Origin of the sequence: Paracraurococcus lichenis (assembly GCF_030657435.1) — a bacterium.
GTDB lineage: Bacteria > Pseudomonadota > Alphaproteobacteria > Acetobacterales > Acetobacteraceae > Paracraurococcus > Paracraurococcus lichenis.
The window spans coordinates 54,638-80,034 of sequence record NZ_JAUTWS010000025.1 but is presented as its reverse complement, the minus strand read 5'-3'; the positions used below and the strand labels follow the sequence as shown (position 1 = coordinate 80,034).

The 25,397-nt window shown below is 71.0% G+C and carries 24 protein-coding genes and 1 other RNA gene; 12 read left to right on the top strand and 13 right to left on the bottom strand.

The window, feature by feature from the left end; all coding sequences use genetic code 11:
- Window positions 1-15 precede the first annotated feature (15 nt).
- The 5 genes from Q7A36_RS22905 to thyX form a co-directional block, all read right to left on the bottom strand.
- The gene (locus Q7A36_RS22905) at window positions 16-231 is read right to left on the bottom strand and encodes a hypothetical protein (RefSeq protein WP_305106077.1); all 216 of its coding nucleotides are present in this window, start codon (window positions 229-231) and stop codon (window positions 16-18) included.
- 156 nt (window positions 232-387) lie between these two features.
- On the bottom strand, window positions 388-624 hold the full coding sequence (locus Q7A36_RS22900; RefSeq protein WP_305106076.1) for a hypothetical protein: 237 nt from the start codon (window positions 622-624) through the stop codon (window positions 388-390).
- On the bottom strand, window positions 621-1,217 hold the full coding sequence (locus Q7A36_RS22895; RefSeq protein WP_305106075.1) for an HD domain-containing protein: 597 nt from the start codon (window positions 1,215-1,217) through the stop codon (window positions 621-623). Before Q7A36_RS22895 ends, Q7A36_RS22900 begins: the two co-directional genes overlap by 4 nt.
- Window positions 1,217-1,426: a hypothetical protein gene (locus Q7A36_RS22890; RefSeq protein WP_305106074.1), complete on the bottom strand. Its 210-nt coding sequence runs from the start codon at window positions 1,424-1,426 to the stop codon at window positions 1,217-1,219. Before Q7A36_RS22890 ends, Q7A36_RS22895 begins: the two co-directional genes overlap by 1 nt.
- A complete protein-coding gene (thyX, locus tag Q7A36_RS22885) occupies window positions 1,426-2,367 on the bottom strand; it encodes an FAD-dependent thymidylate synthase (RefSeq protein WP_305106073.1) in 942 nt (313 codons plus the stop codon). Before thyX ends, Q7A36_RS22890 begins: the two co-directional genes overlap by 1 nt.
- Window positions 2,368-2,574: 207 nt before the next feature.
- Here thyX and Q7A36_RS22880 point away from each other — a divergent pair, with 207 nt between their 5' ends.
- Window positions 2,575-3,750: a M20 aminoacylase family protein gene (locus Q7A36_RS22880; RefSeq protein ID WP_305106072.1), complete on the top strand. Its 1,176-nt coding sequence runs from the start codon at window positions 2,575-2,577 to the stop codon at window positions 3,748-3,750.
- Window positions 3,751-3,793: 43 nt separating this feature from the next.
- Here Q7A36_RS22880 and Q7A36_RS22875 read toward each other — a convergent pair whose 3' ends face one another.
- The 3 genes from Q7A36_RS22875 to Q7A36_RS22865 all read right to left on the bottom strand — a co-directional run bounded on the left by Q7A36_RS22875 (window position 3,794) and on the right by Q7A36_RS22865 (window position 10,499).
- The gene (locus Q7A36_RS22875; protein ID WP_305106071.1) at window positions 3,794-5,704 is read right to left on the bottom strand and encodes an adenylate/guanylate cyclase domain-containing protein; all 1,911 of its coding nucleotides are present in this window, start codon (window positions 5,702-5,704) and stop codon (window positions 3,794-3,796) included.
- A gap of 403 nt (window positions 5,705-6,107) precedes the next feature.
- Complete coding sequence (locus Q7A36_RS22870; protein ID WP_305106070.1) at window positions 6,108-9,197, bottom strand: efflux RND transporter permease subunit; 3,090 nt, start codon at window positions 9,195-9,197, stop codon at window positions 6,108-6,110.
- 18 nt (window positions 9,198-9,215) lie between these two features.
- On the bottom strand, window positions 9,216-10,499 hold the full coding sequence (locus Q7A36_RS22865) for an efflux RND transporter periplasmic adaptor subunit (protein WP_305106069.1): 1,284 nt from the start codon (window positions 10,497-10,499) through the stop codon (window positions 9,216-9,218).
- 36 nt (window positions 10,500-10,535) lie between these two features.
- Here Q7A36_RS22865 and ssrA point away from each other — a divergent pair.
- The 8 genes from ssrA to Q7A36_RS22825 all read left to right on the top strand — a co-directional run bounded on the left by ssrA (window position 10,536) and on the right by Q7A36_RS22825 (window position 16,327).
- Window positions 10,536-10,891, top strand: a transfer-messenger RNA (tmRNA) gene (gene ssrA, locus Q7A36_RS22860).
- Window positions 10,892-10,974: 83 nt separating this feature from the next.
- Entirely contained in the window at window positions 10,975-11,457 is a 483-nt protein-coding gene (locus Q7A36_RS22855) for an SspB family protein (protein WP_305106068.1), read from the top strand.
- 423 nt (window positions 11,458-11,880) lie between these two features.
- A complete protein-coding gene (locus Q7A36_RS22850; protein WP_305106088.1) occupies window positions 11,881-13,482 on the top strand; it encodes a fumarate hydratase in 1,602 nt (533 codons plus the stop codon).
- A 31-nt stretch (window positions 13,483-13,513) separates the two neighbouring features.
- Entirely contained in the window at window positions 13,514-13,735 is a 222-nt protein-coding gene (locus tag Q7A36_RS22845; protein ID WP_305106067.1) for a hypothetical protein, read from the top strand.
- Window positions 13,732-14,133: a RidA family protein gene (locus Q7A36_RS22840; RefSeq protein ID WP_305106066.1), complete on the top strand. Its 402-nt coding sequence runs from the start codon at window positions 13,732-13,734 to the stop codon at window positions 14,131-14,133. The genes Q7A36_RS22845 and Q7A36_RS22840 overlap by 4 nt, the downstream gene beginning before the upstream one ends.
- A gap of 63 nt (window positions 14,134-14,196) precedes the next feature.
- Window positions 14,197-14,595, top strand: a complete 399-nt coding sequence (locus Q7A36_RS22835) for a VOC family protein (protein WP_305106065.1) — start codon at window positions 14,197-14,199, stop codon at window positions 14,593-14,595.
- A 98-nt stretch (window positions 14,596-14,693) separates the two neighbouring features.
- A complete protein-coding gene (locus Q7A36_RS22830) occupies window positions 14,694-16,100 on the top strand; it encodes a class II fumarate hydratase (protein ID WP_305106064.1) in 1,407 nt (468 codons plus the stop codon).
- Window positions 16,100-16,327 carry a ribbon-helix-helix domain-containing protein gene (locus Q7A36_RS22825; RefSeq protein ID WP_305106063.1) on the top strand — a complete coding sequence of 76 codons (228 nt, stop codon included), beginning with the start codon at window positions 16,100-16,102 and terminating at the stop codon, window positions 16,325-16,327. Before Q7A36_RS22830 ends, Q7A36_RS22825 begins: the two co-directional genes overlap by 1 nt.
- 33 nt (window positions 16,328-16,360) lie before the next feature.
- Here the strand turns inward: Q7A36_RS22825 and Q7A36_RS22820 are convergent, their stop codons facing one another.
- On the bottom strand, window positions 16,361-17,119 hold the full coding sequence (locus tag Q7A36_RS22820) for an SDR family NAD(P)-dependent oxidoreductase (protein ID WP_305106062.1): 759 nt from the start codon (window positions 17,117-17,119) through the stop codon (window positions 16,361-16,363).
- Between the two features lie 354 nt (window positions 17,120-17,473).
- On the opposite strand from Q7A36_RS22820, the gene Q7A36_RS22815 reads away from it, so the two are divergent.
- The 3 genes from Q7A36_RS22815 to Q7A36_RS22805 are packed head-to-tail and all read left to right on the top strand — an operon-like array spanning window position 17,474 to window position 22,169.
- On the top strand, window positions 17,474-19,273 hold the full coding sequence (locus Q7A36_RS22815) for an FAD-dependent oxidoreductase (RefSeq protein WP_305106061.1): 1,800 nt from the start codon (window positions 17,474-17,476) through the stop codon (window positions 19,271-19,273).
- A gap of 5 nt (window positions 19,274-19,278) precedes the next feature.
- On the top strand, window positions 19,279-21,117 hold the full coding sequence (locus tag Q7A36_RS22810) for a 2-oxoacid:acceptor oxidoreductase subunit alpha (RefSeq protein ID WP_305106060.1): 1,839 nt from the start codon (window positions 19,279-19,281) through the stop codon (window positions 21,115-21,117).
- Window positions 21,114-22,169 carry a 2-oxoacid:ferredoxin oxidoreductase subunit beta gene (locus tag Q7A36_RS22805; RefSeq protein WP_305106059.1) on the top strand — a complete coding sequence of 352 codons (1,056 nt, stop codon included), beginning with the start codon at window positions 21,114-21,116 and terminating at the stop codon, window positions 22,167-22,169. The genes Q7A36_RS22810 and Q7A36_RS22805 overlap by 4 nt, the downstream gene beginning before the upstream one ends.
- Window positions 22,170-22,211: 42 nt before the next feature.
- Here the strand turns inward: Q7A36_RS22805 and Q7A36_RS22800 are convergent, their stop codons facing one another.
- The 4 genes from Q7A36_RS22800 to Q7A36_RS22785 all read right to left on the bottom strand — a co-directional run bounded on the left by Q7A36_RS22800 (window position 22,212) and on the right by Q7A36_RS22785 (window position 25,304).
- Window positions 22,212-23,375: a hypothetical protein gene (locus Q7A36_RS22800; RefSeq protein WP_305106058.1), complete on the bottom strand. Its 1,164-nt coding sequence runs from the start codon at window positions 23,373-23,375 to the stop codon at window positions 22,212-22,214.
- Window positions 23,376-23,495: 120 nt separating this feature from the next.
- Window positions 23,496-23,699: a hypothetical protein gene (locus Q7A36_RS22795; RefSeq protein WP_305106057.1), complete on the bottom strand. Its 204-nt coding sequence runs from the start codon at window positions 23,697-23,699 to the stop codon at window positions 23,496-23,498.
- A gap of 6 nt (window positions 23,700-23,705) precedes the next feature.
- Window positions 23,706-24,530, bottom strand: coding sequence for a sterol desaturase family protein (locus Q7A36_RS22790; RefSeq protein ID WP_305106056.1), 825 nt, complete (start codon window positions 24,528-24,530; stop codon window positions 23,706-23,708).
- 60 nt (window positions 24,531-24,590) lie between these two features.
- Window positions 24,591-25,304: a GntR family transcriptional regulator gene (locus tag Q7A36_RS22785; protein WP_305106055.1), complete on the bottom strand. Its 714-nt coding sequence runs from the start codon at window positions 25,302-25,304 to the stop codon at window positions 24,591-24,593.
- Between the last annotated feature and the right edge of the window lie 93 nt (window positions 25,305-25,397).

The following is a 25,397-nucleotide window of genomic DNA, read 5'->3' as shown; positions in this document are numbered from 1 at the left end:
CGGGCGGCGGTGGCCTCAGGCGGCGCCGCGCCGCCGCTCCCGCAGCAGGCCCAAGGCGAGCAGCGCGGCGATCGCCGCGACCGCGGCCGGGGCCGTCCAGGCCAGGACCTGCGGGAACCAGGCGAAGCTGCCCCAGGAGAGGCCGAGCGCCGTCAGCGCCCAGCCCATGCCGTAGAACCGCGCCATGGCGAAGCTGCCGGCGAGGCTGGCGAGGATCATGGCCGCGATCATGGCGCGCGGCTCCCGCTTGGCTTGGACGTTCTCATGCCGGGATCCTAAGCAAACCCGTCGGGGTTTGCGCCCGAAAAATCCGGGGTTGCGCGCCGACGGGGAGCGCGCGTCAGGCCTGAACGGCGCTCCGCGGCGGGTGTTCCGGCGCAGCCCCCTTCACCTTGCCGTCCAGCGCCCCACCAGGACGCCGAGCAGGAAGGTGGCGCCGAGCAGCGCCGCGACCTCGCCCAGGATGGCATGCGCGAGCGGCAGGCCGATGAGCGCGGCCAGGACCAGGATCGCCACCCAGCGCCAGCGCCGCCAGCCCGCCAGCGGCGCCGGGCCGCGCGGCGCGAAGGGCTTGGCCGCCGGCCGCGGCCGCGGCGTGTGCCGGGCGCGGGCGCCGCCGCTCATTCCGGCAGCATCCCGCCGGCGGCGCGGTCGTAGAGGCGCTTGATCAGCGCGGCGAAGACGGGGTCCACCGCCTCGGCCGGGGCCATGCGCGGGCGGGTATCGGCGCGCGTCACCCCGTGCTCGCGCCAGGCGCGGCCCTCGCTGAGGACGTTCTGCAGGAAGCCCTGCATCCGGTCGCAGGCCATGGCGAAGCGGGCCTCGGCGGTCTCGCCGGCCTCGAACTCCTCCCACATCGCGCGCAGCCGGGCGCCGAGATCGGCCGGCAGCGCGCCGAAGACGATATCGGCCGCGGCCTCCTCCCGCGCCGCCTGGGTGGCGCGGCCGGCGGGGTCGTAGGCATAGGTGTCGCCGGCCTCGACCTCGACCAGGTCGTGCACCGCGATCAGCGACAGCGCATGGCCCAGATCGATCTCCGCCGCCACCTCCCGGTGCAGCAGCAGGGCGAGGAGGGCGAGGTTCCAGCAATGCTCGGCGCTGGTCTCGCGCCGGTGCGTGCCGTCGGGCAGCGGCACCAGGCCGCGCCGCTCCACCGTCTTCAGCCGGTCGGCGAGGGCGAGGAAATCGAGCAGCGCCTCGGCGCGGGCGGCGTCCATCAGGCGCGGGCCGAGGCGCGGCCGATGGCGATGCCGGCGGCGAGCGCGAGGAGGATGGCGAGGAGGGGCGAGCCGAAGACGAAGGCGACGATGCCCCAGACCAGGCCGGCGACCGCGAGCGTCACCCAGATCGCCAGCGCGACGCCGAGGAAGGTCAGCAGGACGGGCAGGCCGAAGACCAGCAGCAGGCCGAGCAGGATCCAGCCCATCACCCGGCCTCCCGCCCCAGCACCTCCATCAGCTCCCGCCATTCGCGCTTCGAGAGGCCGCTGCCCTCCTGCGCGACCGCCTCGCCGGCCAGCATCCGCCGCACGATCTCCAGCATGCGGGCGGAAAGCGTGACGGCGCCCATGCGGTATTCCGAGAAGGCCTCGAAGCAGGCGGGGACCCAGGCCGCGACGGTCTTCAGCATGGCCTCGGCATAGACGCGGATCTCGTACTGCGCGTGGCTGTCGGCGCGGAGCGAGAGGAAGTGGAAGAGGTTGTGCAGGTCCGTCTTCCAGTACCACTGCGTATAGGTGTTGAGCGTCAGGTTCATGCGCGCGAGCTCGCGCGCGAGGCCCTGGCGGGAAGTATCGACGGTGTCGCCCGCCTCGTCCTCGTTCAGCATCCAGGCATAGTGGTCGTAGGTGGTCATGGCGTCCTGCCGCAGCAGGCGCAGCACCTCGGCCGCCTCCTCGCCCGCCAGCACCGTGCCGCGGCCCTGGCGGTTGCTGCTGGACTGCGCCGCCAGATGCTCCGGCGCGGGGATGTAGAATTCGCGGTCCAGGATGGAATAGCGCGCGGAGTATTCGTTCACGTTCGCCGTGCGGTGGCGGATCCACTGCCGCGCCACGAAGATCGGCAATTTGACGTGGTACTTGATTTCGCACATCTCGAAGGGGGTCGAGTGGCGGTGGCGCATGAGGTAGCGGATCAGGCCGCGATCCTCGTTCGCCGCGCGGGTGCCGCGGCCATAGGAGACGCGGGCGGCCTGCACCACCGCGGCGTCGTCGCCCATGTAGTCCACCACCCGCAGGAAGCCGTGGTCCAGCACGGGGATGGCCTGATAGAGCAGCGCCTCGAGCCCCGGCGCCACCGGGCGGCGGGTGCGGCCTTCCGCGGCGCGGGCGGCCTCGATCTCCTGCTGTTGTGCCTCGGTCAGCGCCATCCTGTGGACCCCTGGGACTCGCAGGGCCGGAGCTTGGGGCCACCGCGGGCGGCCTTCTAGACCGGGCGGCGGGCGGGGTCGATGCATTTCCCGGCCCTTGGTCCCGGCCCTTGGTCCCGGCCCTTGGCGCGGGCCGGCAAGCGGGGGCAGGATGCCGGCCGCCCAAACCCTTCCCGCCACTGCCCCCGACACTGCCAAGGAGCCGTGATGTCCCCGCTGGACGCCATCCGCCGCCACCATGCCGAGCTGACCGCCATCCGCCACGACCTGCATGCCCATCCCGAGCTGGGCATGGCCGAGCACCGCACGGCCGAGGTGGTGGCGCGGACGCTCGAATCCTGGGGGATCGAGGTGCATCGCGGCGTCGGCGGCACGGGCGTGGTCGGGGTGCTGCGCAGCGGCCGCGGCAACCGGGCCATCGGGCTGCGCGCCGACATGGACGCACTGCCGATGGAGGAGCTGACCGACCTGCCCTTCCGCAGCACGCAGAAGGGCGTGATGCATGCCTGCGGCCATGACGGCCACACCACCATGCTGCTCGGCGCCGCGAAATACCTGGCCGAGACCAGGCAGTTCGACGGCATCGTCCACCTCATCTTCCAGCCCGGCGAGGAAGGCTGCGGCGGCGCCCTGGCCATGCTGCAGGACGGGCTGTTCGAGCGCTTCCCCTGCGATGCCGTCTTCGGCATGCACAACCGGCCGGGGATGGCGGTCGGGGAATTCGCCATCCGCCCCGGCCCGACCGCGGCCGGCGGCGCCTTCTTCGACATCCGCGTCACCGGCAAGGGCAGCCATGGCGCGCGGCCGGAGGCGAGCATCGATCCGGTGCTGACCGCCTGCCACATCGCGACCGCGCTGCAGAGCATCGTCTCGCGCAACCTCAGCCCGCGCGATCCGGCGGTGGTCAGCATCACCAAGGTGCAGGGCGGCGAGGCCTACAACGTGATCCCGGAGACGGCGACGATCTCCGGCACCGCCCGATTCTTCAGCCGCGAGGTCGCGCTGCAGATCGAGCAGGGCCTGGCGCGCATGGCGCAGGGCGTCGCCGCCGGCTTCGGCGCGACGGCCGCGCTCGACTGGCGGCTGATCTTCGCGCCGACGGTGAACGATGCCGAGCAGACCGAGGCCTATGTCGCCGCGGCGGCGGAACTGGTGGGCGAGACCCGGGTGGCGCGGGACAAGCCGCCGGGCATGGGCTCGGAGGATTTCTCCTTCATGATGGAGAAGGTCCCGGGCGCCTATATCCAGCTCGGCAATGGCGAGGGCGCCTCGCTGCACAACCCGCGCTACCAGTTCAACGACGCGGCCATCCCCTATGGCGCGGCGCTCTATGCGCGGGTGGTGGAGCGCGGGTTGCCGCGCGGCGGCGAGACGGCGGCCTGACGACGCGGCGACATCCCGCCGCCCGGCCGGGTGGCGGGCCCGCTCAGTCGCGGAGCCCGGCCTTGCGCAGGCCGTCATAGAGCCGCGGCAGGCTCTCCTTGATCGCGGCGTTCTGGAACCGCTCCTGCTTGTCGTAATACTCCATGATCCGCGGCAGCGTATAATCCGGGAAATCGCGACGGAGCCGGGCGACCGTGTCCGCCGTGCGCCGGGTATCGCCGGAGAGCGCGAGGGCGCTGGCCAGCCAGGCCTGGCTGAACCAGACCGTCCCTCGTTCCGCGACGGATTTCTCCAGCCACTCGACCGCCCTGGCATAGTCGCCGGCGACGAAATAGGCCCGGCCGGTCACCCAGTGGAACACGCTCAGCGATCGGTCGCGCGGGCTGATCGTCGCCGCCTTGATGCCCCATTCCGGCGCTGCCGCGACCTGGCCGAGCGCGAGCAACTCGTTGCCCTTCTGCGCATAGGCGACGGCGAAGCTGGGGTTGAGCTCGATCGTCCTGTCGAGTTCCTTCAGCGCCGCCTCGTGCTCGGCCCGCACGCGATGGACCTGCGACAGCGCGTAATGCGCCCTCCAGGCATCGGGGTCGATCGCCAGGGCCCGGTGCGCCAGGATCTCCGTGCGCGTGACATCCGCCTGCGAGGCGCCGTTCCAGTTGTTGAGGTAGTCGCTGACCAGCAGCATGGCGAGGAGGCCGAGATCCTCGGCCGATTGCACGTCCTTCGCCACGGCCCGCTCGAGCCGGGTGCGCGCCTCGAGCGAGGAGGCCGGGGTGAAGCTGCCGGTGATGAGGGCCATCGTGCGCAACCTTTCGTCGAGTGGGTTCCCGTCCGCCGCGAAGCTGCCGACCATGCCGGTGCGGCGCACCTCGCTCACCTGGAAGTCGAGCGGCGCGGCCAGGCGGCGCGTCATCGCGTCCTCCAGGTCCGCCAGCGTCCTGCTCTCGTGCGAGAAGCGCTCCGCCCAGATATTGCCGCCGGTCCTGGCATCGACCAGCTGCGCGTTCACCACCAGCGTCTCGCCGCTGCGGCGGAAGCTGCCTTCCAGCACGTAGCGCACGCCGGACTGCCGGCCGATCTCCCGCACATCGACCATGCGCCCCTTGTAGCTCAGCGCCGTCGTGCTCGAGATCACGTAGCCCTGGCGGGCGCGGGCGAGGTCGTTGGTCAGGTCGTCGACGATGGCATCGACCAGGTAGTCGTCGTCGCTGTTGCCGCTCAGGTTGCGGAAGGGCAGGATCATGATGAGTTCCTGCGCCCTGACGCGCGCGAGGTACCAGCCCACCACGGCATCGACCAGGCCGCCGCAGAGCGGCAGCAGGACCGCGGCAAACAGCAGGAGGCGGCGGCCCGGCTTCAGCCGCGGCAGCAGCCGCAGCCACGCGCCGCGCGGCGGGATCGGCGGGTCGCGGGAGACCGCGAAGGCGCGGATCGGCCGGGCGATGTTCTTCAGCCGCTGCGGGCCGAGATCGACGAAGCGGAAATCCGTGCGGTCGACAAGCTGCATCGCGGTCTCGGAGAGGACGATCCCGCCCGGCTCCGCGAGGCCTTCCAGCCGTGCCGCGATGTTCACGCCATCCCCGAAGATGCCGGGGACGCTGTGCTCGACGATGACGTCGCCGAGGTTGATGCCGATCCGCAGGCGGATGCGCCGGTCCGGCGGCTGGACCTGCTCCAGCGCCTCGGCGCCCGCCTGGATGCGGATGGCGGCCCGGACCGCCAGAGTGACGCTCGGGAACTCGATCATCGCGCCGTCGCCGGTGCGGTTGATGATCTGGCCCTCGGTCTCCTCGAGCGCAGGCCGCACCACGCCGGCCAGGATCGTCATCCAGCGCCGGTGCGTGCCCTCGACATCCGCCTCGGTCAGCCGGCTGTAGCCGGCCACGTCCAGCATCATGATGGCGGCCAGGCGCCGCTGCAGCGGGGCCAGGGTGTCAGCGGACACCATCTGCATGAGACCGACTTTCCCCAGATCGCCACCGGCCGGATGCCGTCCGCGCTGAAGCCCGTGAATGCGGGCGGCCTGCGACGGCATCGTGGCCAGCGAAAAGGTTAATGCCCAAGCAACATGAAATAAAGTGGTTCCGCGGGCGTCCCGGTGCGCGCCATCCCGCAGGACGGCGATACAGGATGCCGTACGGAGCCGGCCGCGCGGGCCGTCCAATGCCGACAGCATGCACCGGCGGCATCGCCGGCGGTCACCACCTTTGCGTGGGCGCGGCATGCCGGGCCATCGGGCGGCGCGACACTCAACTTTAGGTCGCCATCACACGACACTGCGCAACCTTCGGCGGAGATCGCCGTGCGCCTGCAGCGGATACACGCTTCCGGACGGTCACCACCGTCCGCGATGCGCTCTAGTGCGCGGCGTCGCGGGACAGGCGGCCGGGCGCGTCGACCCGTCCCGCGATCCAGGCATAGAGCGTCGGCAGGACCAGCAGCGTCAGCAGCGTCGCCGTCACCAGCCCGCCGATCACCACCGTGGCGAGCGGCCGCTGCACCTCCGCCCCGGCGCTGGTCGAGACCGCCATGGGCAGGAAGCCGAGGCTCGCCACCGTCGCCGTCATCAGCACCGGCCGCAGCCGCTGCATTGCCGCATCCCGCGCCGCCTGCATGGGCGGCTTCCCCTCCAGCCGCTGCTCCACGATGGTGCTGACCAGCACCACGCCGTTCAGCACGGCAATGCCGAAGAGCGCGATGAAGCCGACGGCGGCCGAGATGCTGAAGGGCAGCCCGCGCAACCAGAGCGCGAGCACGCCGCCGGTCGCGGCGATCGGGACATTGACGAAGATCAGCGCCGAGAGCGTCAGGCTGCGGAACATGACGAAGAGCAGGGCGAAGATCAGGGCGAGCGCCGCCGGCACCACCACCGTCAGCCGCGCCGTCGCCTCCTGCAGGTTCTGGAACTGCCCGCCCCAGTCCATGGCATAGCCGGCGGGCAGCCGCACCTGCCGCTGCACCGCCGCTTGCGCCTCGGCGACGAAGGAGGCGATGTCGCGGCCGCGGACGTTGGCCTCCACGGTGATGCGGCGCCTTCCCTTCTCCCGGCTGATCTGCGCCGGCCCGTCCTCCGTGACCACGCGGGCAAGCTGCGTCAGCGGCACCGCGCGGCCGGAGGCATCGGCGATGCGGAGGTCGCGGATGCGGTCCGGGTCGCTCCGGTCCTCCGGCCGCAGGCGGACGCGGATGTCGAAGCGGGCATTGCCCTCGACCAGCGTGCCGACGGTGCGCCCGCCCAGCGCCTCCACCACGTCCAGCACGTCGGAGGCATTGAGGCCGTAGCGCGCCACCGCCTCGCGGTCGATGATGACGCGGAGATAGGGCTGGCCGGCGGTCTGCTCGGCCTTCACGTCCTCCGCCCCCGGCACCCGCGCCACCGCCTGCACCGTGGCCTCGGCGGCCTGGCGCAACGCCGCCGGGTCGTCGCCATAGATGATGATGGCGACGTCGGACCGCACGCCCTGCAGCAGGTCCTGCATGCGCATCTCGATCGGCTGCGACCAGGAGAGCTGCATGCCCGGCACCTCGCGCTCCAGCGCCGCGGCATAGGCGGCGATCAGCCCCTCCCGGTCGGGCGCGGTCTGCCATTGCTCGCGCGGCTTGAGGAGGATGAAGCTGTCGCTCTGCTCCACCCCCATCGGGTCGGTCGGGATCTCCGAACTGCCGGAGAGGCTGACCACCGTCTCGACCTCGGGGAAGGCCAGCAGCGTCCTCTCGACCAGCGTCGTGGTCTCGATGGCGGTCGAGAGGCCCATGCTCGGCAGCTTGGTGATGGTCACCGCCAGCGCCCCCTCGTCGAGGCGCGGGATGAACTCGGCGCCGAGCCGGGTCGCCAGCAGGCCGCTGCCGACCAGCAGCGCGAGGGCGAGGCCGAGCAGCGGCACCGGGTGGTGCTCCGAGGCATCGAGCAGCGGGGCGTAGCGCCGGCGGATCCAGGCGATGGCCCGGCTATCGTGCTCGGCGACCGGTCCGCGGAGCGCCATGGTCGCCAGCACCGGCATCAGCACCAGGGTGAGCACGAGGGAGGCGACGAGCGCGAACATCACCGTCAGCGCCATGGGGCGGAACATCTTGCCCTCGACGCCCTGCAGGCTCAGCAGCGGCAGGTAGACCACGGTGATGATGGTGACGGCGAAGAGGATGGGGCGCCCGACCTCGTGCGCCGCCTCCCGCACCACCTGCTCGACCGGGCGCCCCGGGTGCTCGCCGCGGCGGCGGACGACATTCTCGATCATGACGACCGCGCCATCCACGATCAGGCCGAAATCGATGGCGCCGAGGCTCATCAGGTTGCCCGAGAGGCCCGACCAGTACATCGCCGTCGCGGCCGCCAGCATCGAGAGCGGGATCGCCAGCGCCACCACCAGCCCGGCGCGGATATTGCCGAGGAGGACCAGCAGCACCACGACGACCAGGGCCGCGCCCTCGATCAGGTTCTTCGCCACGGTGTGGATGGTGCGGGTGATCAGGTCGGCGCGATCGTAATAGGGGGCGATCGCGACGCCCGGCGGCAGGCCCTTCCCGATCTCGCCGATCGCCGCCTTGACCCGGTCGCCAACCTCGCGCGTGTTCTCGCCGAGCAGCATCAGGGCGACGCCGACCACCGCCTCCCCGCGGCCGTCGCGGGTGACGGCGCCGAGGCGCGGGCGCGCCGCCGGGGTCACGCGCGCGATGTCGCGGACATAGAGGGGCACACCCCCCTCCCCCGTCCGCAGCACGATGCGGCCGATATCCTCGGGGTCCTGGATCAGCCCCTCGCCGCGGATCACCGCCTGCTCGCCGTTGCGCTCCAGCGTCGCGCCGCCGCGGGCGCCGTTGTTGCGCTCGATGGCGGTGAAGACCTCGGCGAGCGAGAGGCCGTAGCGGGTCAGCGCATCGGCCGCGACCTGCACCTCGTAGGTCTTGAGCTCCCCGCCATTGGCATTGACGTCGATCACGCCGGGCACCTGGCGCAGCCTCGGTGCGACCTGCCAGTCCAGGATGGTGCGCAGCTCCATCAGGCTGCGGCCCTGCCCGCGCACCTCGAACTGGAAGATCTCGCCGAGTCCCGTGGAGACGGGACCCATTTGCGGCGTGCCGGCCTCGGGCGGCACCTGCACCGCGGGCAGGCGGGAGAAGACCAGGTTGCGCGCGGCGTAGATGTCCATCTCGTCGGAGAAGCGGACATAGACGACCGAGAGGCCGTAGCGCGTGACGGAGCGCAGGTTCTCCATATGCGGCAGGCCCTGCAGGGCGAGCTCGACGGGGAAGGTGACGAAGCGCTCCACCTCGAGCGGGCCGAGGCCGGGCGCCTGGGTGATGACCAGCACCTGGCGCGGCGAGATGTCGGGCTGCGCATCGATCGGCAGGCGCCGCAGGTCGTAGAGACCCATCGCCACCAGCATGGCGGCCAGGATCAGCACGACGGCGCGATTGGCCAGCGCGGCATCGATCAGGCGGGGGATCATGCCGGCCCCGTCATCGGCTCAGTCCTGCGCATCGACCCGGTCGTGCAGCAGCAGCGCCTTCAGGCGGAAGCTGCCCTCGGCGGCGACGGTCTCGCCGGGCTGCAGCCCCTCCGTCACTTCGGTCACGCCGCCCTGCCGCAGCCCCGGCTGCACCCGCCGCCAGGCGAAGCGGTCCTCGCCCGTGCGGAGGAAGACGCCGGGCTGGTCGTCCACCGCCTGCAGGGCGGCGTCCGGCACCACCAGCCCCTCCCGCCCGAGCGGCGCCGCGATCTCGACGATGGCGAACATGTTCACCCGGAGCGCGCCCTCGGGGTTCGGGATCTCGCAGCGCACCTTGGCCGTGCCGGTCCGGGCATCGAGCTGGTCGGCGACATAGGCGACCCGGCCGGGGAAGCGCCGGCCGGGATAGGCCTCGACCGCGATGGAGACGGCCGCGCCCGCCTGCACCGCGCCCAGGTCGCGCTCGGGCACGTCGGCCATGACCCAGACCGTCGAGAGGTCGGCAAGAGTAAAAATCTCCCGGTTGGTGTCCACCAGCTCCCCCGGCGTGGCGCCGACGGCCAGGATGGCGCCGTCGAAGGGGGCGAGGATGGCGCCGCGGGCATCCATCGGGGTCGGGGCCGGGAGGCTGACGCTGCCGGGCGGCAGGGGCGCGGTGCTGGCCGGGCTGTAGCGGGCCAGCATCTCCCGCCAGTGCTCGACCTCCGTCCTCCGGGTCAGCACCGCGGCCTCGGCCCGCGCGACCTCCGCCCGCCTTCGCTCGAGCTCGCTCTGGGAGAGGGCGCCGCTGCGGACCAGCTCCTGCGCCCGGTTGAAGGCGGCGCGCGCGGTCTGGGTCTCGGCCTGGGCCTGGTTCAGCGCCGCCTCGGCGCCCGAGAGCTGGTGCCGCGCCTCGGCGAGGTCGAGGGCATCGAGGACCGCCAGGCGCTGCCCGGCCCGGACGCGGTCGCCGATCGCCACCTCGACCGACTGCACCCGCCCGCGCGCGAGCGGCTGGATATGGGCGAGCCGCAGCTCGTTGAAGCCGACGCTGCCGGTGACGCGGATGCTGCGGACCAGCGGCCGCATCTCCGCCGCGGCGGTGCGCAGGCCGAAATTGCGGGCGGCCTCGGGCGAAAGCGAGACCTCCGCGGGCAGTTCGGGCCGGGTGGCCGCGCCGGCCGCCTCGGGCGGCGGCGGCGCCTGGTGGCCGAGCCAGTAGCCGGCCCCGGCGGCGGCGATGGCGGTCAGGCCGAGCGGCAGCAGCAGGCCGCGGCGCGACCGCGCGCGCGGCGGGCTGGCAAGATCGGGCAGGGAATCCATGCGCTGGCTGCGCCTCCGCTCCGCGTCGTCGCGTGCCACCTGGAACCTGGGCGCGCCATGCGCTATATCAACGCCGTCGCGCGGGAGCGATCCCGCAAGACTATGGTGATAAACACGGCTCGGGATAAGCGTTGCGGACCCGGGGGCAGTGCCCGGCGCCTCCACCAGACACCGTTCTTGCGGCTTCCCTCCAGGGGATTTGCCGCAGTGCGGCAAATGGGGGCGAAACAGGCTCGACGCGCGTGGTAATGGGGCCGCTTTTGCCCGGCATGGTTCCGCCGTCATCGGGCCATCGATAAGTGCGAACGATAACGTCCGCGAGGACGTCGCACTCGCTGCCTGAATAAGGTAAGCGCGGTTCGGGGGGCACCGGGCAACAGAAGCCCCCCACTTCACCCACTCATTGGCAACGTTAAGATTTTCTCCCGTTTCCGTGAGTTGATGGTGCCCCTATTAGTAGGGGAAGGATTGGATCATGAACGATACCATTGCGGCCACCGACAGCGAATTGCCTTATGCCGCCTGGGCGGAGGAGGCGTTGCGCGCCGTGGTCGTCGAGGCGCTCGACCATGTCGGCCGGCGCGGCCTGCCGGGCGAGCACCATTTCTATGTCACCTTCCGGACCGAGTTTCCCGGGGTTTCCCTGCCCGGCCACCTGAAGGCCCGCTACCCGCAGGAGATGACGATCGTCCTGCAGCACAAGTTCTGGGACCTGAAGGTCGATCGCGGCGCCGGCAGCTTCTCCGTCGGGCTGTCCTTCGGCGGCGTGCCGGCGATGCTGGTGATCCCCTTCAAGGCGGTGACGGCCTTCGCCGACCCGCATGTGCGCTTCGGCCTGCGCTTCCAGGCACCCGAGCCCGCACCGGCGGTCGCGGAGCTGGCGGAGCAGGCGGCCGGGGAGGCGCCGGCGAAGCCGCAGGTGGTCAGCCTGGACGCCTTCCGCCGCCGGCGGGACTGACAGCGGGCGCGGCGATGCCGGCGCCCCTCCCGGTCGCGCTTGCCGGCGCCGCCCGTCCGGGCGGGAGGCTCCGCGACACCCCCGAGGCCCGGCGCAGGGGCCCGCGGCCTCCGCGACGGGGCGCGGCCCTCTTGATGCCCGGCGCGGACCCTTGCGGCGCGGCATGAGGCAAGGCTCGCCCGACCGGGCGGTTGGCTTGGCGGCCGCGCTGGAGTAATCCGGCCGGGACTTTCACGGCGCCGCCCGACCGCCCCTGCACCCGGCAGAGGCTCCCCGCGGCGTCCCCCCGTGCGGAGATCGCCCGTGACCCCTCCCCAGGATGCCGCCGCGCTGTCGAAGGAAGACCTGCGCGGCCCCGCGCAGGATGTCGATGCCGGCCCGGTGAGCCAGCCTGCCCGCCCCTCCGGCTTCCGCTATAGCCCCATGTTCCCGCTCGCGGAGGACAGGACCCCCTACCGCAAGCTCGACATCCAGGGCGTCTCGACCGTCGAGGTCGAGGGGAAGACCGTGCTGAAGGTCTCCCCCCAGGCGCTGGAACAGCTCGCCTTCCAGGCCTGCCGGGACGTCTCCCACCTGCTGCGGCCGGGCCACCTGCAGAGCCTGGCGAACATCCTGAAGGACCCCGAGGCGAGCGCCAACGACCGCTTCGTCGCGCTCGACCTGCTGAAGAATGCCGCCATCGCCGCCGGCGGCACCCTGCCGATGTGCCAGGACACCGGCACCGCCATCGTCTTCGGCAAGAAGGGCCAGCGGGTCTGGGTCGAGGGCGACGAGGAGGAGGCGCTCTCCTTCGGCGTGGCCCGGACCTATACCGAGACGAACCTGCGCTACTCGCAGATGGCGCCGCTCTCGATGTTCGAGGAGGTGAATACCGGCAACAACCTGCCGGTCGACTTCTCCATCATGGCCGCGCCGGGCGAGCACCATGCCGACGAGTTCCACCTGATGTTCGTCCTCAAGGGCGGCGGCTCGGCGAACAAGACCTTCCTCTTCCAGCAGACCCGCGCGGTGCTGAACAAGCCGAAGCTGCTGGCCTTCCTCGAGGAGAAGATCAAGACGCTGGGCACCTCCGCCTGCCCGCCCTACCACTTGGCCATCGTCATCGGCGGCACCACCGCCGAGACGGCGCTGAAGGCGGTGAAGCTGGCCAGCACCCGCTACCTCGATGGCCTGCCGACCAGCGGCGACAAGTCCGGCCATGCCATCCGCGACCCGGCGCTGGAGGCCGAGGTCCACAAGCTGACGCAGAATCTCGGCATCGGCGCGCAGTTCGGCGGCAAGTATTTCTGCCACGACGTGCGGGTCGTCCGGCTGCCCCGCCATGGCGCCTCGCTGCCGATCGCGATCGGCGTCTCCTGCTCGGCCGACCGCCAGATCAAGGCGAAGATCACGCCCGAGGGCGTCTTCCTCGAGGATCTCGAGCACGACCCGGCGAAGTACCTGCCGGAGCAGACCGACGCGATCCTGGGCGGCGAGGTCGTGAAGATCGACCTGAACCGGCCGATGAGCGAGATCCGCGCGGAGCTGTCGAAGCATCCGGTGAAGACCCGCGTGTCGCTGACCGGCACCATGGTGGTGGCGCGCGACATCGCCCATGCCAAGCTGCAGGAGCGGCTCGAGTCGGGCGGCGGGCTGCCAGACTACATCAAGAACCACCCGGTCTACTATGCCGGCCCGGCCAAGACCCCGCAGGGCATGCCGACCGGCAGCTTCGGCCCGACCACCGCCGGCCGCATGGACAGCTATGTGGAGGCCTTCCAGAAGGCGGGCGGCAGCTTCGTCATGCTGGCCAAGGGTAACCGCAGCAAGGCCGTGCTGAACGCCTGCAAGGCTTATGGCGGATTCTATCTCGGCTCGGTCGGCGGCCCGGCGGCGCGGCTGGCGCAGGACTGCATCCGCAAGGTCGAGGTGCTGGAATACCCCGAGCTCGGCATGGAAGCCGTCTGGAGGATCGAGGTCGAGGATTTTCCTGCCTTCATCGTCATGGACGACAAGGGCAACGACTTCTACGAGGGGCTGGAATAGCATCCGGTCCCGCGGGCCAGGGGAGACGGCGATGACAGGCTACCGCATCCATGTCTGGTTCGACCCCGATGGGCTCGAGCGTGGCGAGCCGATCCACGACGACGGCGTGATCACCCTGCCCATGATCCCCGTGCCGGGGATGGAGCTGCGCGACGGCGCGGGGCAGATCGCCGTCATCCGCCGCGTCATCCTCTTCGCTGTGCCGGGCCCGGACAATGCGGTCGCGGCCGTGGTCTGCGAGGCCGGCGGGTGAGCGGCGTCCGGCACATCTCCTCCGGCAGCCGGTTCGAGGCGGAGATCGGCTATTCCCGCGCCGTGGTGGATGGCGACCATGTCTGGGTCTCCGGCACCACCGGCTACGACTACGCCCGCATGACCATCGAGGACGACGTCGTCGCCCAGGTCGACCAGGCCTTCCGCAACATCGCGCAGGCCCTGGCCGAGGCCGGCGCCAGCCTCGACGACGTGGTCCGCGTCCTCTTCATCGTGCCGCGACGGGAGGATTGGGAACCCTGCTGGCCCGTGGTGAAGCGGCATCTCGGCCGCGCGAGGCCCGCCGCCACCCTCATCCATGCCGGCCTGCAGACCGATGCCATGCGCATCGAGATCGAGGTGACGGCCCGCCTGCCCAAGGAACCCGCCGCCCGATGACCGGAGCGGGTCTGCTGCCCATGTCTCAATCGGTCGGCCGCGACCGAAGGGAGCACCATTGACATGCGCTTCGCCGTCGACCGCCTGGACCATATCGTCATCAACTGCCGCGACATCGAGGTGATGGCGAGCTGGTACCAGCGCGTCCTCGGCATGGAACGGGAGGATTTCGGCAGCCCGCCCCGCGTCGCTCTGAAATTCGGCGGCCAGAAGATCAACCTCCGTCCGGCCGACCACCCGACGGAGGACTGGATCGCCGCCGGGACCTGCCTGCCCGGCACCCAGGACCTCTGCTTCATCGTGGCGGTCGCGGTGGACGACATCGTCGGCCAGTTCCATGCTTGCGGCGTGCGGATCGAACTTGGCCCGGTGACGCGCCAGGGCGCGCTCGGCCCCATGGGCTCGGTCTATTGCCGCGACCCCGAGGGGAACCTTGTCGAGGTTTCCTCCTACTCCCCCTGAGCCGTCCGATCGGCGCGGGACGACCGGGAGTCCGGGCGCCCCCAATCGGCCGGCCTGACAGGCCCCGCCCATGGCGGCGCGGGCAGGAGGAGAGGACCATGGCGGAGACCCGCACCGAGACCGACTCGCTCGGCACCATCGACATCCCGGCCGAGCGCTACTGGGGCCCGCAGACCGAGCGGGCCCGGCGCCTGTTCCGCATCGGGTCCGAGCGCTTCCCGCCCGGGCTGATCCGCGCCGTCGGCCTGCACAAATGGGCCTGCGCCGAGGCCAATGGGCGTCTCGGCGAGTTGCCGGCCGACCTCGTCGGCCCGATCAAGCAGGCCGCCGAGGAGATCGCCGACGGCCGGCGCGATGAGGAATTCCCCCTCCCCGTCTGGCAGACGGGATCGGGAACGCAGACCAACATGAACGCGAACGAGGTGATCTCGAACCGCGCCAACGAGATCCTGGGTTCGCCGCTCGGCGCGCGGAAGCCGGTGCATCCGAACGACCACGTCAATCGCGGCCAGAGCTCCAACGACAATTTCCCGACCATGATGCACATCGCCGCGGCCGAGGCGGTGGAGGGACGGCTGCTGCCCGCGCTCGGGCGGCTGCATGCGGCGCTGTGGAAGCGCTCGGAGGAATGGGCCGACATCATCAAGATCGGCCGCACCCATATGATGGACGCCGTGCCGGTCACGCTGGGCCAGGAATTCGCGGCCTGGGCCCGGCAGGTGGAGCTGGGGCAGGAGCGGCTGCGCGGCGTCATGCCGCGGCTGCTGCTGCTGCCGCAGGGCGGCACCGCGGTCGGCACCGGCCTCAACCGACACCCGGATTTCGACAGGGTGTTCTGCGAGATCGTCGCCGACCGCACCGGCCTCGCCTTCGCCCCGAACCCGAACAAGTTCGAGGGCATGGGCGCGCATGACGCCTTCGTCGAGCTGCAGGGGGCGATGAACACCGTCGCCGTCTCGCTGAACAAGCTCGGCAACGACATCCGCCTGCTCGGCAGCGGCCCGCGCAGCGGCCTCGCCGAGCTGGTGGTGCCGGCGGACGGGCTCTCCAGCAGCATCATGCCGGGCAAGACCAACCCGACGCAGTCGGAGGCGCTGACCATGGTCTGCGCCCAGGTCATGGGCAATACCACCACCGTGACCTTCGCCGGGGCGCAGAGCTTCCTCGAGCTCAACGTCTTCAAGCCGGTGATCATCCAGGCGGTGCTGCAATCGGCGACGCTGCTGGCCGATGCCGCGGCGAGCTTTGCCGAGTTCATGGTGCTGAAGCTGGAACCCAACCGGGAAAAGATCGCCGAGAATCTCGGAAAATCGCTGATGCTGGTGACGGCGCTCAATCCGCATATCGGCTACGACAAGGCGGTGCGCATCGGCAAGAAGGCCTTGGCCGAGAACCTGACCTTGCGCGACGCCGCGGAGCAGCTCGGCTTCGTCACGCCCGAGGATTTCGACCGCTGGGTCCGGCCGGAGACGATGATCGCGCCCGGCGCCTCGCTCGGCGACTGATGCCGGCGGCCCGCCACCTGCAGAAGCGCAGCTTCGCGCTGGCGGGCCACCGCACCTCGGTGGCGCTGGAGCCGGAATTCTGGGCGGCGCTGGAGGCGATCGCACAGCGGCGCGGGCTCAGCCTGGCGGCGCTGGTGACGGAGGTGGACACGGCGCGCACGGATCCCTCGCAGCCCCTGGCCAGCGCGCTGCGGCTGCAGGCGCTGGCCGAGGCGCAGCGGCGCTGACCGCGCCGCGCCCGCCCCCGCGCGGCGCGTCGGCTACAGGCCGAGGCGCTTGCGGAACGCCTCGTCGCGCATCGAGGCGTCCTGGCCGACCAGGTCATCCGCCCCCGCCGTGCAGAGATGAACGAGCCCGCGCACCGCATCCGCCACCGGCGAGAGCTGCTCGCGCGGGATCTGGCTGATGACGTTCAGGCCCGAGGCGCGGATCTTCACCTGCATCTCGGTGTCGATCGTGCCCGGCGAGAAGCCGAAGGCGCGGATGCCCCTGGCCCCCGCTTCCAGCGCGATGGCGCGGGTGAACATGGCCAGCCCCGCCTTCCCCGAGCAATAGGCGCTCCAGCCCTCGAGCGGCCGATAGGCGGCGCCGGAGGAGACGTTGACGATCGTCCCGCCGCCGCCAGCGATCATGCCCGGCAGGGCCGCGCGCACCGCGTTGTAGGGGCCGACCAGGTTGATGGCGATGTTGCGCGCCCAGGCGGCGGGATCGGATGCGCCGATCTCCGCGATCGGCTCGATGACGCCGGCATTGTTCACCAGGATGTCGAGGCCGCCGCAGCGCGCCCGCGTCGCGGCGACCAGCGCCTCGGTCGCCGCATAATCCGAGACATCGGCCGCCATGGCGTAGGCACTGCCGCCCATCGCTGCGATGTCCCGCGCCACGGCCTCCACCGCCGCGCCGTCGCGCGCAGCCAGCATCACCGCGACACCCGCCTCGGCCAGCGCGCGCGCCACGCCCTCGCCCAGGCCGCGGCTCGCGCCCGTCACCAGCGCGGCCTTTCCGCTGAGATCCGCCATCATCCTCTCCCCTTGCTGCGCCGCGGCATCGCGCGGCGCCGTCCTTCGTTCCGCCGGCCACTGCGCAACGAGGCCGCACGCTGACGTGTCCCCCGGCCGGGTCGCGCGGCATCCCTCGCGGGCGCATCATGCCGAACTATCAGAGCCGGCCTGCAACCGTGCTGCTCCCGCCATGTCGGCGGGTCGTTGCGCCTATCACGGTTGTGGGGCAAGCTCCGTGCGCCCGAAAAGGGCGTGGGAGGAACGTTATGGCATCCGCGGTCACCCGGCCCGTTCCGGCGCCAGGCGTGCCCTGCCCGGCCATCGGCCGGCGCCGCCCATGCCGAACGCTCCCCGCAACGAGGGAAACGTCCGTTGAAGCCCACCGATATCCGTAACCCGGACACCTTCCACAAGGTGGTCGATTGCCAGTGGGCCTGTCCCGCCCACACCCCGGTTCCCGAATACATCAGGCTGATCGCCGCGGGCCGCTACAGCGACGCCTATATGGTGAACTGGCACTCCAACGTCTTCCCCGGCATCCTCGGCCGCACCTGCGACCGCCCCTGCGAGCCGGCCTGCCGCCGCGGGCGGGTGGAGGAGGAGCCGGTCGCCATCTGCCGCCTCAAGCGCGTGGCCGCCGACAACAAGGCCGATATCCGCAACCGCCTGACGCCGATCCCGGCGCAGCGGAACGGCCGGCGCATCGCCTGCATCGGCGCCGGGCCCGCCAGCCTGACCGTCGCGCGCGACCTCGCGCCGCTCGGCTACGAGGTGCATGTCTATGACGGGGAGAAGCAGGGCGGCGGCTTCATCCGCAGCCAGATCCCCCGCTTCCGCCTGCCGGCCGAGGTGATCGACGAGGAGGTCGGCTACATCACCGACCGCGGCAATGTCGTCACGCATTATGGGGAGCGCGTGGAGAGCCTGAAGGCCCTGCTGGCCGAGGGCTATGACGCCGTCTTCGTCGGCTCCGGCGCGCCGCGCGGGCGCGACCTCGACGTCCCCGGCCGCGCGGAGGCCGCGGAGCACATCCACATCGGCATCGACTGGCTCTCCTCCGTCTCCTTCGGCCACATCACGGAGGTCGGGAAGCGCGTCATCGTGCTGGGCGGCGGCAATACGGCGATGGATTGCTGCCGCAGCGCCCGGCGCCTGGGCGGGGAGGAGGTGACGGTCGTCGTCCGCTCCGGCTTCGAGGAGATGAAGGCCTCCCCCTGGGAGAAGGAGGACGCGATGCGCGAGGGCATCCCGATCCTCAACTTCCTCGTCCCGAAGGAGGTGCTGCACGACAGCGGCCGCCTGACCGGCATGGTCTTCGAGAAGGTGCGGGCGGAGTACGACGCCAGGGGCCGCCGCCAGCTCGTGCCCTCCGGCGAGCCGGACGTGACGATCGAGGCGGACGAGGTGCTGGTCGCCATCGGCCAGGAGAATGCCTTCCCCTGGATCGAGCGCGACATCGGCCTGGAGTTCGACCGCTGGGGCCTACCGGTGCTGGACGCGACGACGCACCAGTCCACCGTGCCGCAGGTCTTCTTCGGCGGCGATGCCGCCTTCGGGCCGAAGAACATCATCTGGGCCGTGGCGCATGGCCATGCCGCGGCGATCTCCATCGACCTCTTCTGCCGCGGCGAGGACGTGACGAACCGGCCGCCGCCGGACACGCGCCTGGTCAGCCAGAAGATGGGCATCCATGAGTGGAGCTACGACAACGACGTCTCGCTCGACCTGCGCTTCAAGGTGCCGCATGCCGAGGACGAGGTGGCGCTGCGCGACATCACGCTCGAGGTCGAACTCGGCTATGATCGGGAGATGGCCTTCAAGGAGGCCGAGCGCTGCCTGAACTGCGACGTGCAGACGGTGTTCTCCGAATCGCTCTGCATCGAATGCGATGCCTGCGTCGACATCTGCCCGACGGACTGCATCACCTTCACCGAGAATGGCGAGGAAGCGGACCTGCGGCAGCGCCTGAAGGCGCCGGCGCTCAACCTCGACCAGCCGCTCTATGTCGCGGATGGCCTCAAGACCGGCCGCGTCATGGTCAAGGACGAGGATGTCTGCCTGCATTGCGGCATGTGCGCCGAGCGCTGCCCGACGGGCGCCTGGGACATGCAGAAATTCCTGTTGGAAGCCGCCAAGGCCCTGCGCCCGGCGCCGGCCCTGGCCGCGGAGTGACCCCGATGCCGCGCATCGCCACCAACGACTTCGTCGTCAAATTCGCCAATGTCAACGGATCCGGCTCGGCCAGCGCCAACCAGCTCTTCGCCAAGTCCATCCTGCGCATGGGCATCCCCATCGCCTCCCGCAACATCTTCCCGAGCAACATCCAGGGCCTGCCGACCTGGTTCGAGGTCCGCGTCAGCGGTGAGGGTCACCTGGGCCGGCGCGGCGGCGTCGACCTGATGGTCGCGATGAACCCGCAGACCTGGGACCGCGACATCGCCGAGATTGATAGCGGCGGCTACCTCCTCTACGACAGCACGCGGCCCATGCCGGCCTCGCGCTTCCGGGACGACGTGCAGGTCATCGGCATCCCGCTGACCCAGATCTGCAACACCGCCTATACCGACGCCAGGCAGCGCCAGCTTCTCAAGAACATCATGTATGTCGGCGCGCTCTCCGCCCTGCTCGGCATCGAGCCGGCGGTGATCGAGCAGCTCCTCGCCGAGCAGTACAAGGGCAAGGAGAAGCTGGCGAAGCCCAACCGCGACGCCTTCCACATGGGCCGCGACTGGGCGCTGAGGAACCTCACATGCCCGCTCGGCCTGCAGCTCCAGCGGACGGATGCGGTCGGCAACCGGATCTATGTGGAGGGCAATGCCGCCGCCGCGCTCGGCGCGGTCTACGGGGGTGCTACGGTCTGTGCCTGGTATCCCATCACCCCCTCCACCTCCCTCGCCGAGGCCTTCGAGCGGCACTGCAAGCGCTTCCGCACCGACCCCGACACGGGCAAGAAGCGCTACGCCATCGTGCAGGCGGAGGATGAGCTCGCCTCCATCGGCGTGGTCATCGGCGCGGGCTGGAACGGCGCCCGGGCCTTCACCGCGACCTCCGGCCCCGGCATCTCGCTGATGCAGGAATTCGTCGGCCTCGCCTATTTCGCCGAGATCCCGGCCGTCATCTTCGATGTCCAGCGCGCCGGCCCCTCCACCGGCATGCCGACGCGCACCCAGCAATCCGACCTGCTCTCGGCGGCCTATGCCAGCCATGGCGACACCAAGCATGTGGTGCTGCTGCCCGAGGACCCGCGGGAGTGCTTCGACTTCGGCGCGGCCAGCTTCGACCTCGCGGACCGGCTGCAGACGCCGGTCTTCGTGCTGCTCGACCTCGATATCGGCATGAACGACTGGCTCTGCGAGCCCTTCCAGTGGGACGACAGCCGCCAGCTCGACCGCGGCAAGGTCATGACCGCCGAGGAACTCGAGGCCGGCCGGACCTTCGGTCGCTACCTCGACGTGGACGGCGACGGCATCCCCTTCCGCACCTATCCCGGCACCCATGCGCAGAAGGGCGCCTTCTTCACCCGCGGCACCTCCCGCGACCGCTTCGCCAAGTACACCGAGGCGGGCGCCGCCTATGTCGACAACATGCAGCGCCTGCTGCGGAAGTTCGACACCGCCAAGTCCCTGGTGCCGCGCCCGGTGGAGCGCCGCGCCGCCGCACCGACGACGACGGGCGTCATCTATTACGGCAGCAGCAGCGCCGCGATGAAGGAGGCGCTCTCGGCGCTCGAGGCGGACGGCATCCAGCTCGATGCCATGCGCATCCGCGCCTTCCCCTTCCACGACGACGTCATGGACTTCATCGCCCGGCACGACCGGGTCTTCGTCGTGGAGCAGAACCGCGATGCCCAGCTCCGCACCATGCTCATGACGGAGGGGAACGTTGACCCCGCCAGGCTGATCCCCGTCCTCCACTATGACGGCACACCGATCACCGCGCGCTTCATCCGCGCCGCCATTGCCGACCGCGCCTCGGCGCTCAAGGTCGTGCCCTTTGCCGGAGCCGCCGCCGAATGAGCTTCCTCCCCAAGCCCAAGCTGCACCACCCGAAGCTGCCGGTGAACGAGCTCGGCTTCACCCGGCGCGACTACGAGGGGGCGATCAGCACCCTCTGCGCCGGCTGCGGCCATGACAGCATCTCGGCGGCCATCATCCAGGCCTGCTGGGAGCTCTCGATCGAGCCGCACCGCGTCGCCAAGATGAGCGGCATCGGCTGCTCCTCCAAGACGCCGGACTACTTCCTCGGCGCGTCACACGGCTTCAACTCGGTCCATGGCCGGATGCCGAGCGTGCTGACGGGCGCCAACCTCGCCAACCGCGACCTGATCTATCTCGGCGTCTCGGGCGATGGCGACAGCGCCTCGATCGGCTTCGGCCAGTTCGCGCACAGCATCCGCCGCGCCGTGAACATGACCTATATCGTCGAGAACAACGGGGTCTACGGCCTGACCAAGGGGCAGTTCTCCGCGACCTCCGACAAGGGCTCCAAGGCCAAGAAGGGCACGGTCAATACCGACGAGCCGATCGACCTCGTCGGCATCGCGCTGCAGCTCGGCGCGACTTATGTCGCCCGCAGCTTCTCCGGCGACAAGGCGCAGCTCGTCCCGCTCATCAAGGGCGCGCTGCGGCATCCTGGCCCCGCCTTCATCGACTGCATCAGCCCCTGCGTCGCCTTCAACAACCACGAGGGCTCGACCAAATCCTACGACTTCGTCCGCGAGCATAACGAGGCGATGAACCAGCTCGACGTCATCCTGGGGCGGGAGGCGATCACCACGGACTATGCCCCGGGCGAGGTGCGCGAGGTCACGCAGCACGACGGCAGCGTGCTGCGGCTGCGCAAGCTGCACACGGAATACGACCCGACCGACCGGGTCGCGGCCATGCACCACCTGCACGAGCGCAAGGCGGCGGGCGAGATCGTCACCGGCCTGCTCTATATCGACCCGGATCCGGAGGACATGCACAGCCATCTCGGCACCGTCGACGTGCCGCTGAACCGGCTGGACACCCCGGCGCTGGTGCCGGGCGCGAAGGCGCTCGAGGCGGTCAACGCCGGCCTGCGGTAATCGCGGCCGAGGAGGCTCCGGCCTCCTCGCGCCGTCGCAGGGTCAGCGCCGCGTGGTGCAGCCCTCGCGCAGATAGGCGACGTCCCGCGGCGTCAGCGGCAGCCCCTGCTGGAAGCGGTACTGGGCATCGCTGCAGGCACGGTCGATGCGCGGCGGCGCCTGGCTCACCTTCCGCTCCGGTGCCCTTGGCGCCAATGGCGGCAGCGGCAGGGCGAAGGAGGCGGTTTCGGTCGGCCCCTCCGTATCCGCGCCGGCCGCCTCGGTCGCCGGCGGCGGGGGTAGCGGGGCGGCCGGCACCGCGGCAGCCTCGGTGACCGGCTCCGCCGGCGGCGCGATGGCGGGGGCCGGTGGCGGCACCGGCGCGGCGACGGGCATCGTCGCGACAGGCATCGTCGCGGCCGGCATCGTTGCGGCCGGCATCGTTGCGGCCGGCTCCGGCACCGGCGGCGACGGCTCTCGCGCCGGGAGGGGCGCGACCGCCGGGATGGCGACCGCGGCGGCCGGTGGCGCGGCTGGCCGCGCCAGCGTCACCGGCGCGGCCGGAGGAGCCGCAGCCGGCGGCTCGCGTCCGCCCAGCAGCAGGGCGCCGCTGGCAAAGCCCAGCACGAAGGTCGCGGCGAAACCGGCCAGCAATGCCGCATGGCCCCGCAAGGGACGGCGCGCGGCAGCGGGTGGCACCACTTCCTCCTCCTCGCTCTCGTCCGTCGGCGCGGGCAGCGCGGCGACGCGCGTCCCCCGCGGCGCGCCGGGCACGTCCCAGGCGGGATCCTCGGCCAGCGCCATGCGCACGGCGGCGATCCAGGCCCCCTTGCCCGGCACCGTCAGCGGCGGCAACTCCGAGAATCCCTCGGCCATGATGCCCGGCAGCGACCGCCAGGCCGCGAGTTCGATGCGCCCGTGCCAGACCGGCAGGTAGCCCGGGAAGGCCGGCCAGAAATTCGCCGCCCCCAGCGCCCGGCGCAGGCGCGACTCGGCATTCGGCGTCGCGTCCGGCGCGACATCCACCAACGCGATGCCGGTGGTCGGATGGGCAAGCGCCCAGCAGCCAGTCGGATAGCTCGCCGGCCCGGCGGTGCCGATCCGGCAGCGTCCCAGCATCACCCAGCCCTCCGGCAGGGCGCTCAGCAAGCCGGTCGTGGCGGATGTGCCGGCAAGCTGCGGCTCCGGGCTGATGCCGCCGAGATGCAGTCTAGCGTCCTCGTCCACCCTCGCTTCCCCCGTGGTCCCTTGTTTTGCTTTAGGGAACGGAACCAAGGAGTGGTGGTTGCAATGCCGTGATTGGAACCGCTTCACGGCCGACTGTAGCAGCGCCTCCGCGCTGCCGCTTCACAGGTCGGCCCGCCAGATCCAGAGGCCGATGCCGCCGCTGACCGCGAGGCCGAGGAGGGTGGAGAGCGCGCCGGCGAGGCCGAGGTCGCGCGTCAGCGCCAACCAGAGCACGAAGACGCCGATCGCCACCGCGATCCCGCCGATCAGCGAGGCACGGGAGGTCTTGATGCCGCCGCCATCGAGCGGCGTGAGCGCGGCCATGGCGCGCTACTCCGCCGCGACGATCTTCGCGCGCGGCGCGCCGGCCCGCGGGTCGTCGAGCGTGTTGCGCACGCGCCGGAGGTCGCTGCGCAGGAAGCGCGAATCGTAGCCGTTCAGCAGATGGCCGAGCAGCCCGCGCCGGAGATCGCTGGTGCCGAAGAGCCAATCGGCGATCGGATAGGTCAGGTTGAAATTCCGCTCCATCATGATCGCCGTGTTGTGGTGCGCGGCGTGGTGGCGGCGGATGGTGTTGATGAAGGGGATGTGCCGGACGATACGGTCATCCTTCACGTGGCAGCAGAAGTGGAAGAACTCGTAGTTGAGGTAGAGCGCCGTGTTGGTGATCAGCAGCAGCCAGCCGGCATCCGGGAAGCCCGCCTTGTTCAGCAGGAAGGCCGGCACCAGCGACATGGCCAGGAAGGTGATCAGCGCATAGGGCGGGAAGAACACGATGCGGAAGTCGCGCGCGTTGTCGATGGTGTACTCGTTCTCCGTGAAGAACTGGTGGTGCGCCAGCGTGTGCCGCTTGTAGATGCCCATCAGGCCCTTGATGGGCCGGTGCATGACGTATTTGTGGATCCACCATTCGAAGACGTTGGCGCCGAGGAAGGCGAGCGGCACCACCAGCCATTCGTACCAGGCCGGCGTGCCGAGTTGCCGCGCGCAGTACCAGATGGCCGCGCCGCCGATGGCGTAGATCAGCGCGACATGCGCCCAGCCATGGTAGAGCCGCCCGATCCTCGCGCGGAAATCCGCACGGAAGGCCTGCTGCCGGCGGGACAGCCGCTCCCGCTTCAGCGCGGCGGCCGATGGGGTGCCGATGCCGTCCATGGCGCGTCTCCTGCCCTCTTGGATGCGGCTGATATATCAGTCTCGCGCGGCCAGGGTCAACTACCGCTCCGGCGCCAGCGTCGCGCGCGTGAAGGCCTCGATATAGTCGAGCAGGGCGTCGGAAGCGGCGGCGGCCTGCTCCGCCTCGCCCGCCGCGATGGCGCGCGCCAGCGCCGCATGCACCGCGGCCGCCTGCGGCAGGCCGGCGGCGCGCCGCCAGTGGATGAACCAGAAGCGCCGCGCCAGGCCATGCATCAGCGCCATGGCGGCGGCGGCGAACTCGTTGCGCGCGGCCTCCAGCACCAGCAGGTTCAGCGCGCGGTCGAGGCGGAGGAAGCCCGTCTCGTCATTCGACGCCGCGGCCTCCTCCATGCCCTCCGCGATCTCGCGGAAGGCCGCGCGCTGCTCCGGATCGGCCCGTCGCGCCGCCGCGCGCGCGATCAGCCGCTCGATCTCCCGCCGTACCTCGAGCAGGCGGAGCTGTTCGGCCACGTCCACCGCGGCAACGACGATGCCGCGCCGCGGCAGGATGCGCACCAGCCTCTCCCGCGCCAGGCGCTGCAGCGCCTCCCGTACCGGGGTGCGGCCATAGCCGAGGCGGGTCGAAAGCTGCGCCTCGCTGACCACCTCCCCGGGGGCGAGGTCGAGGGTGACGATCGCTTCCTCGATGGCGCGGTAGGCCTGCTCGGTCAGGGTGGCATCGGCATCGGACAGGGCCTGGCGGCCGCGCGGCGGCGTACCGGCGCGCCGCCGCGTGGAGGTGGCTTGGGACATGGTGCAGCTTTCGCGGATCATCGCGGTTCAGGCAATCACTCCGCATTGACAGGGAGCGAGGCCTGGGACACTCTTGGCACGCGAGAGATATAT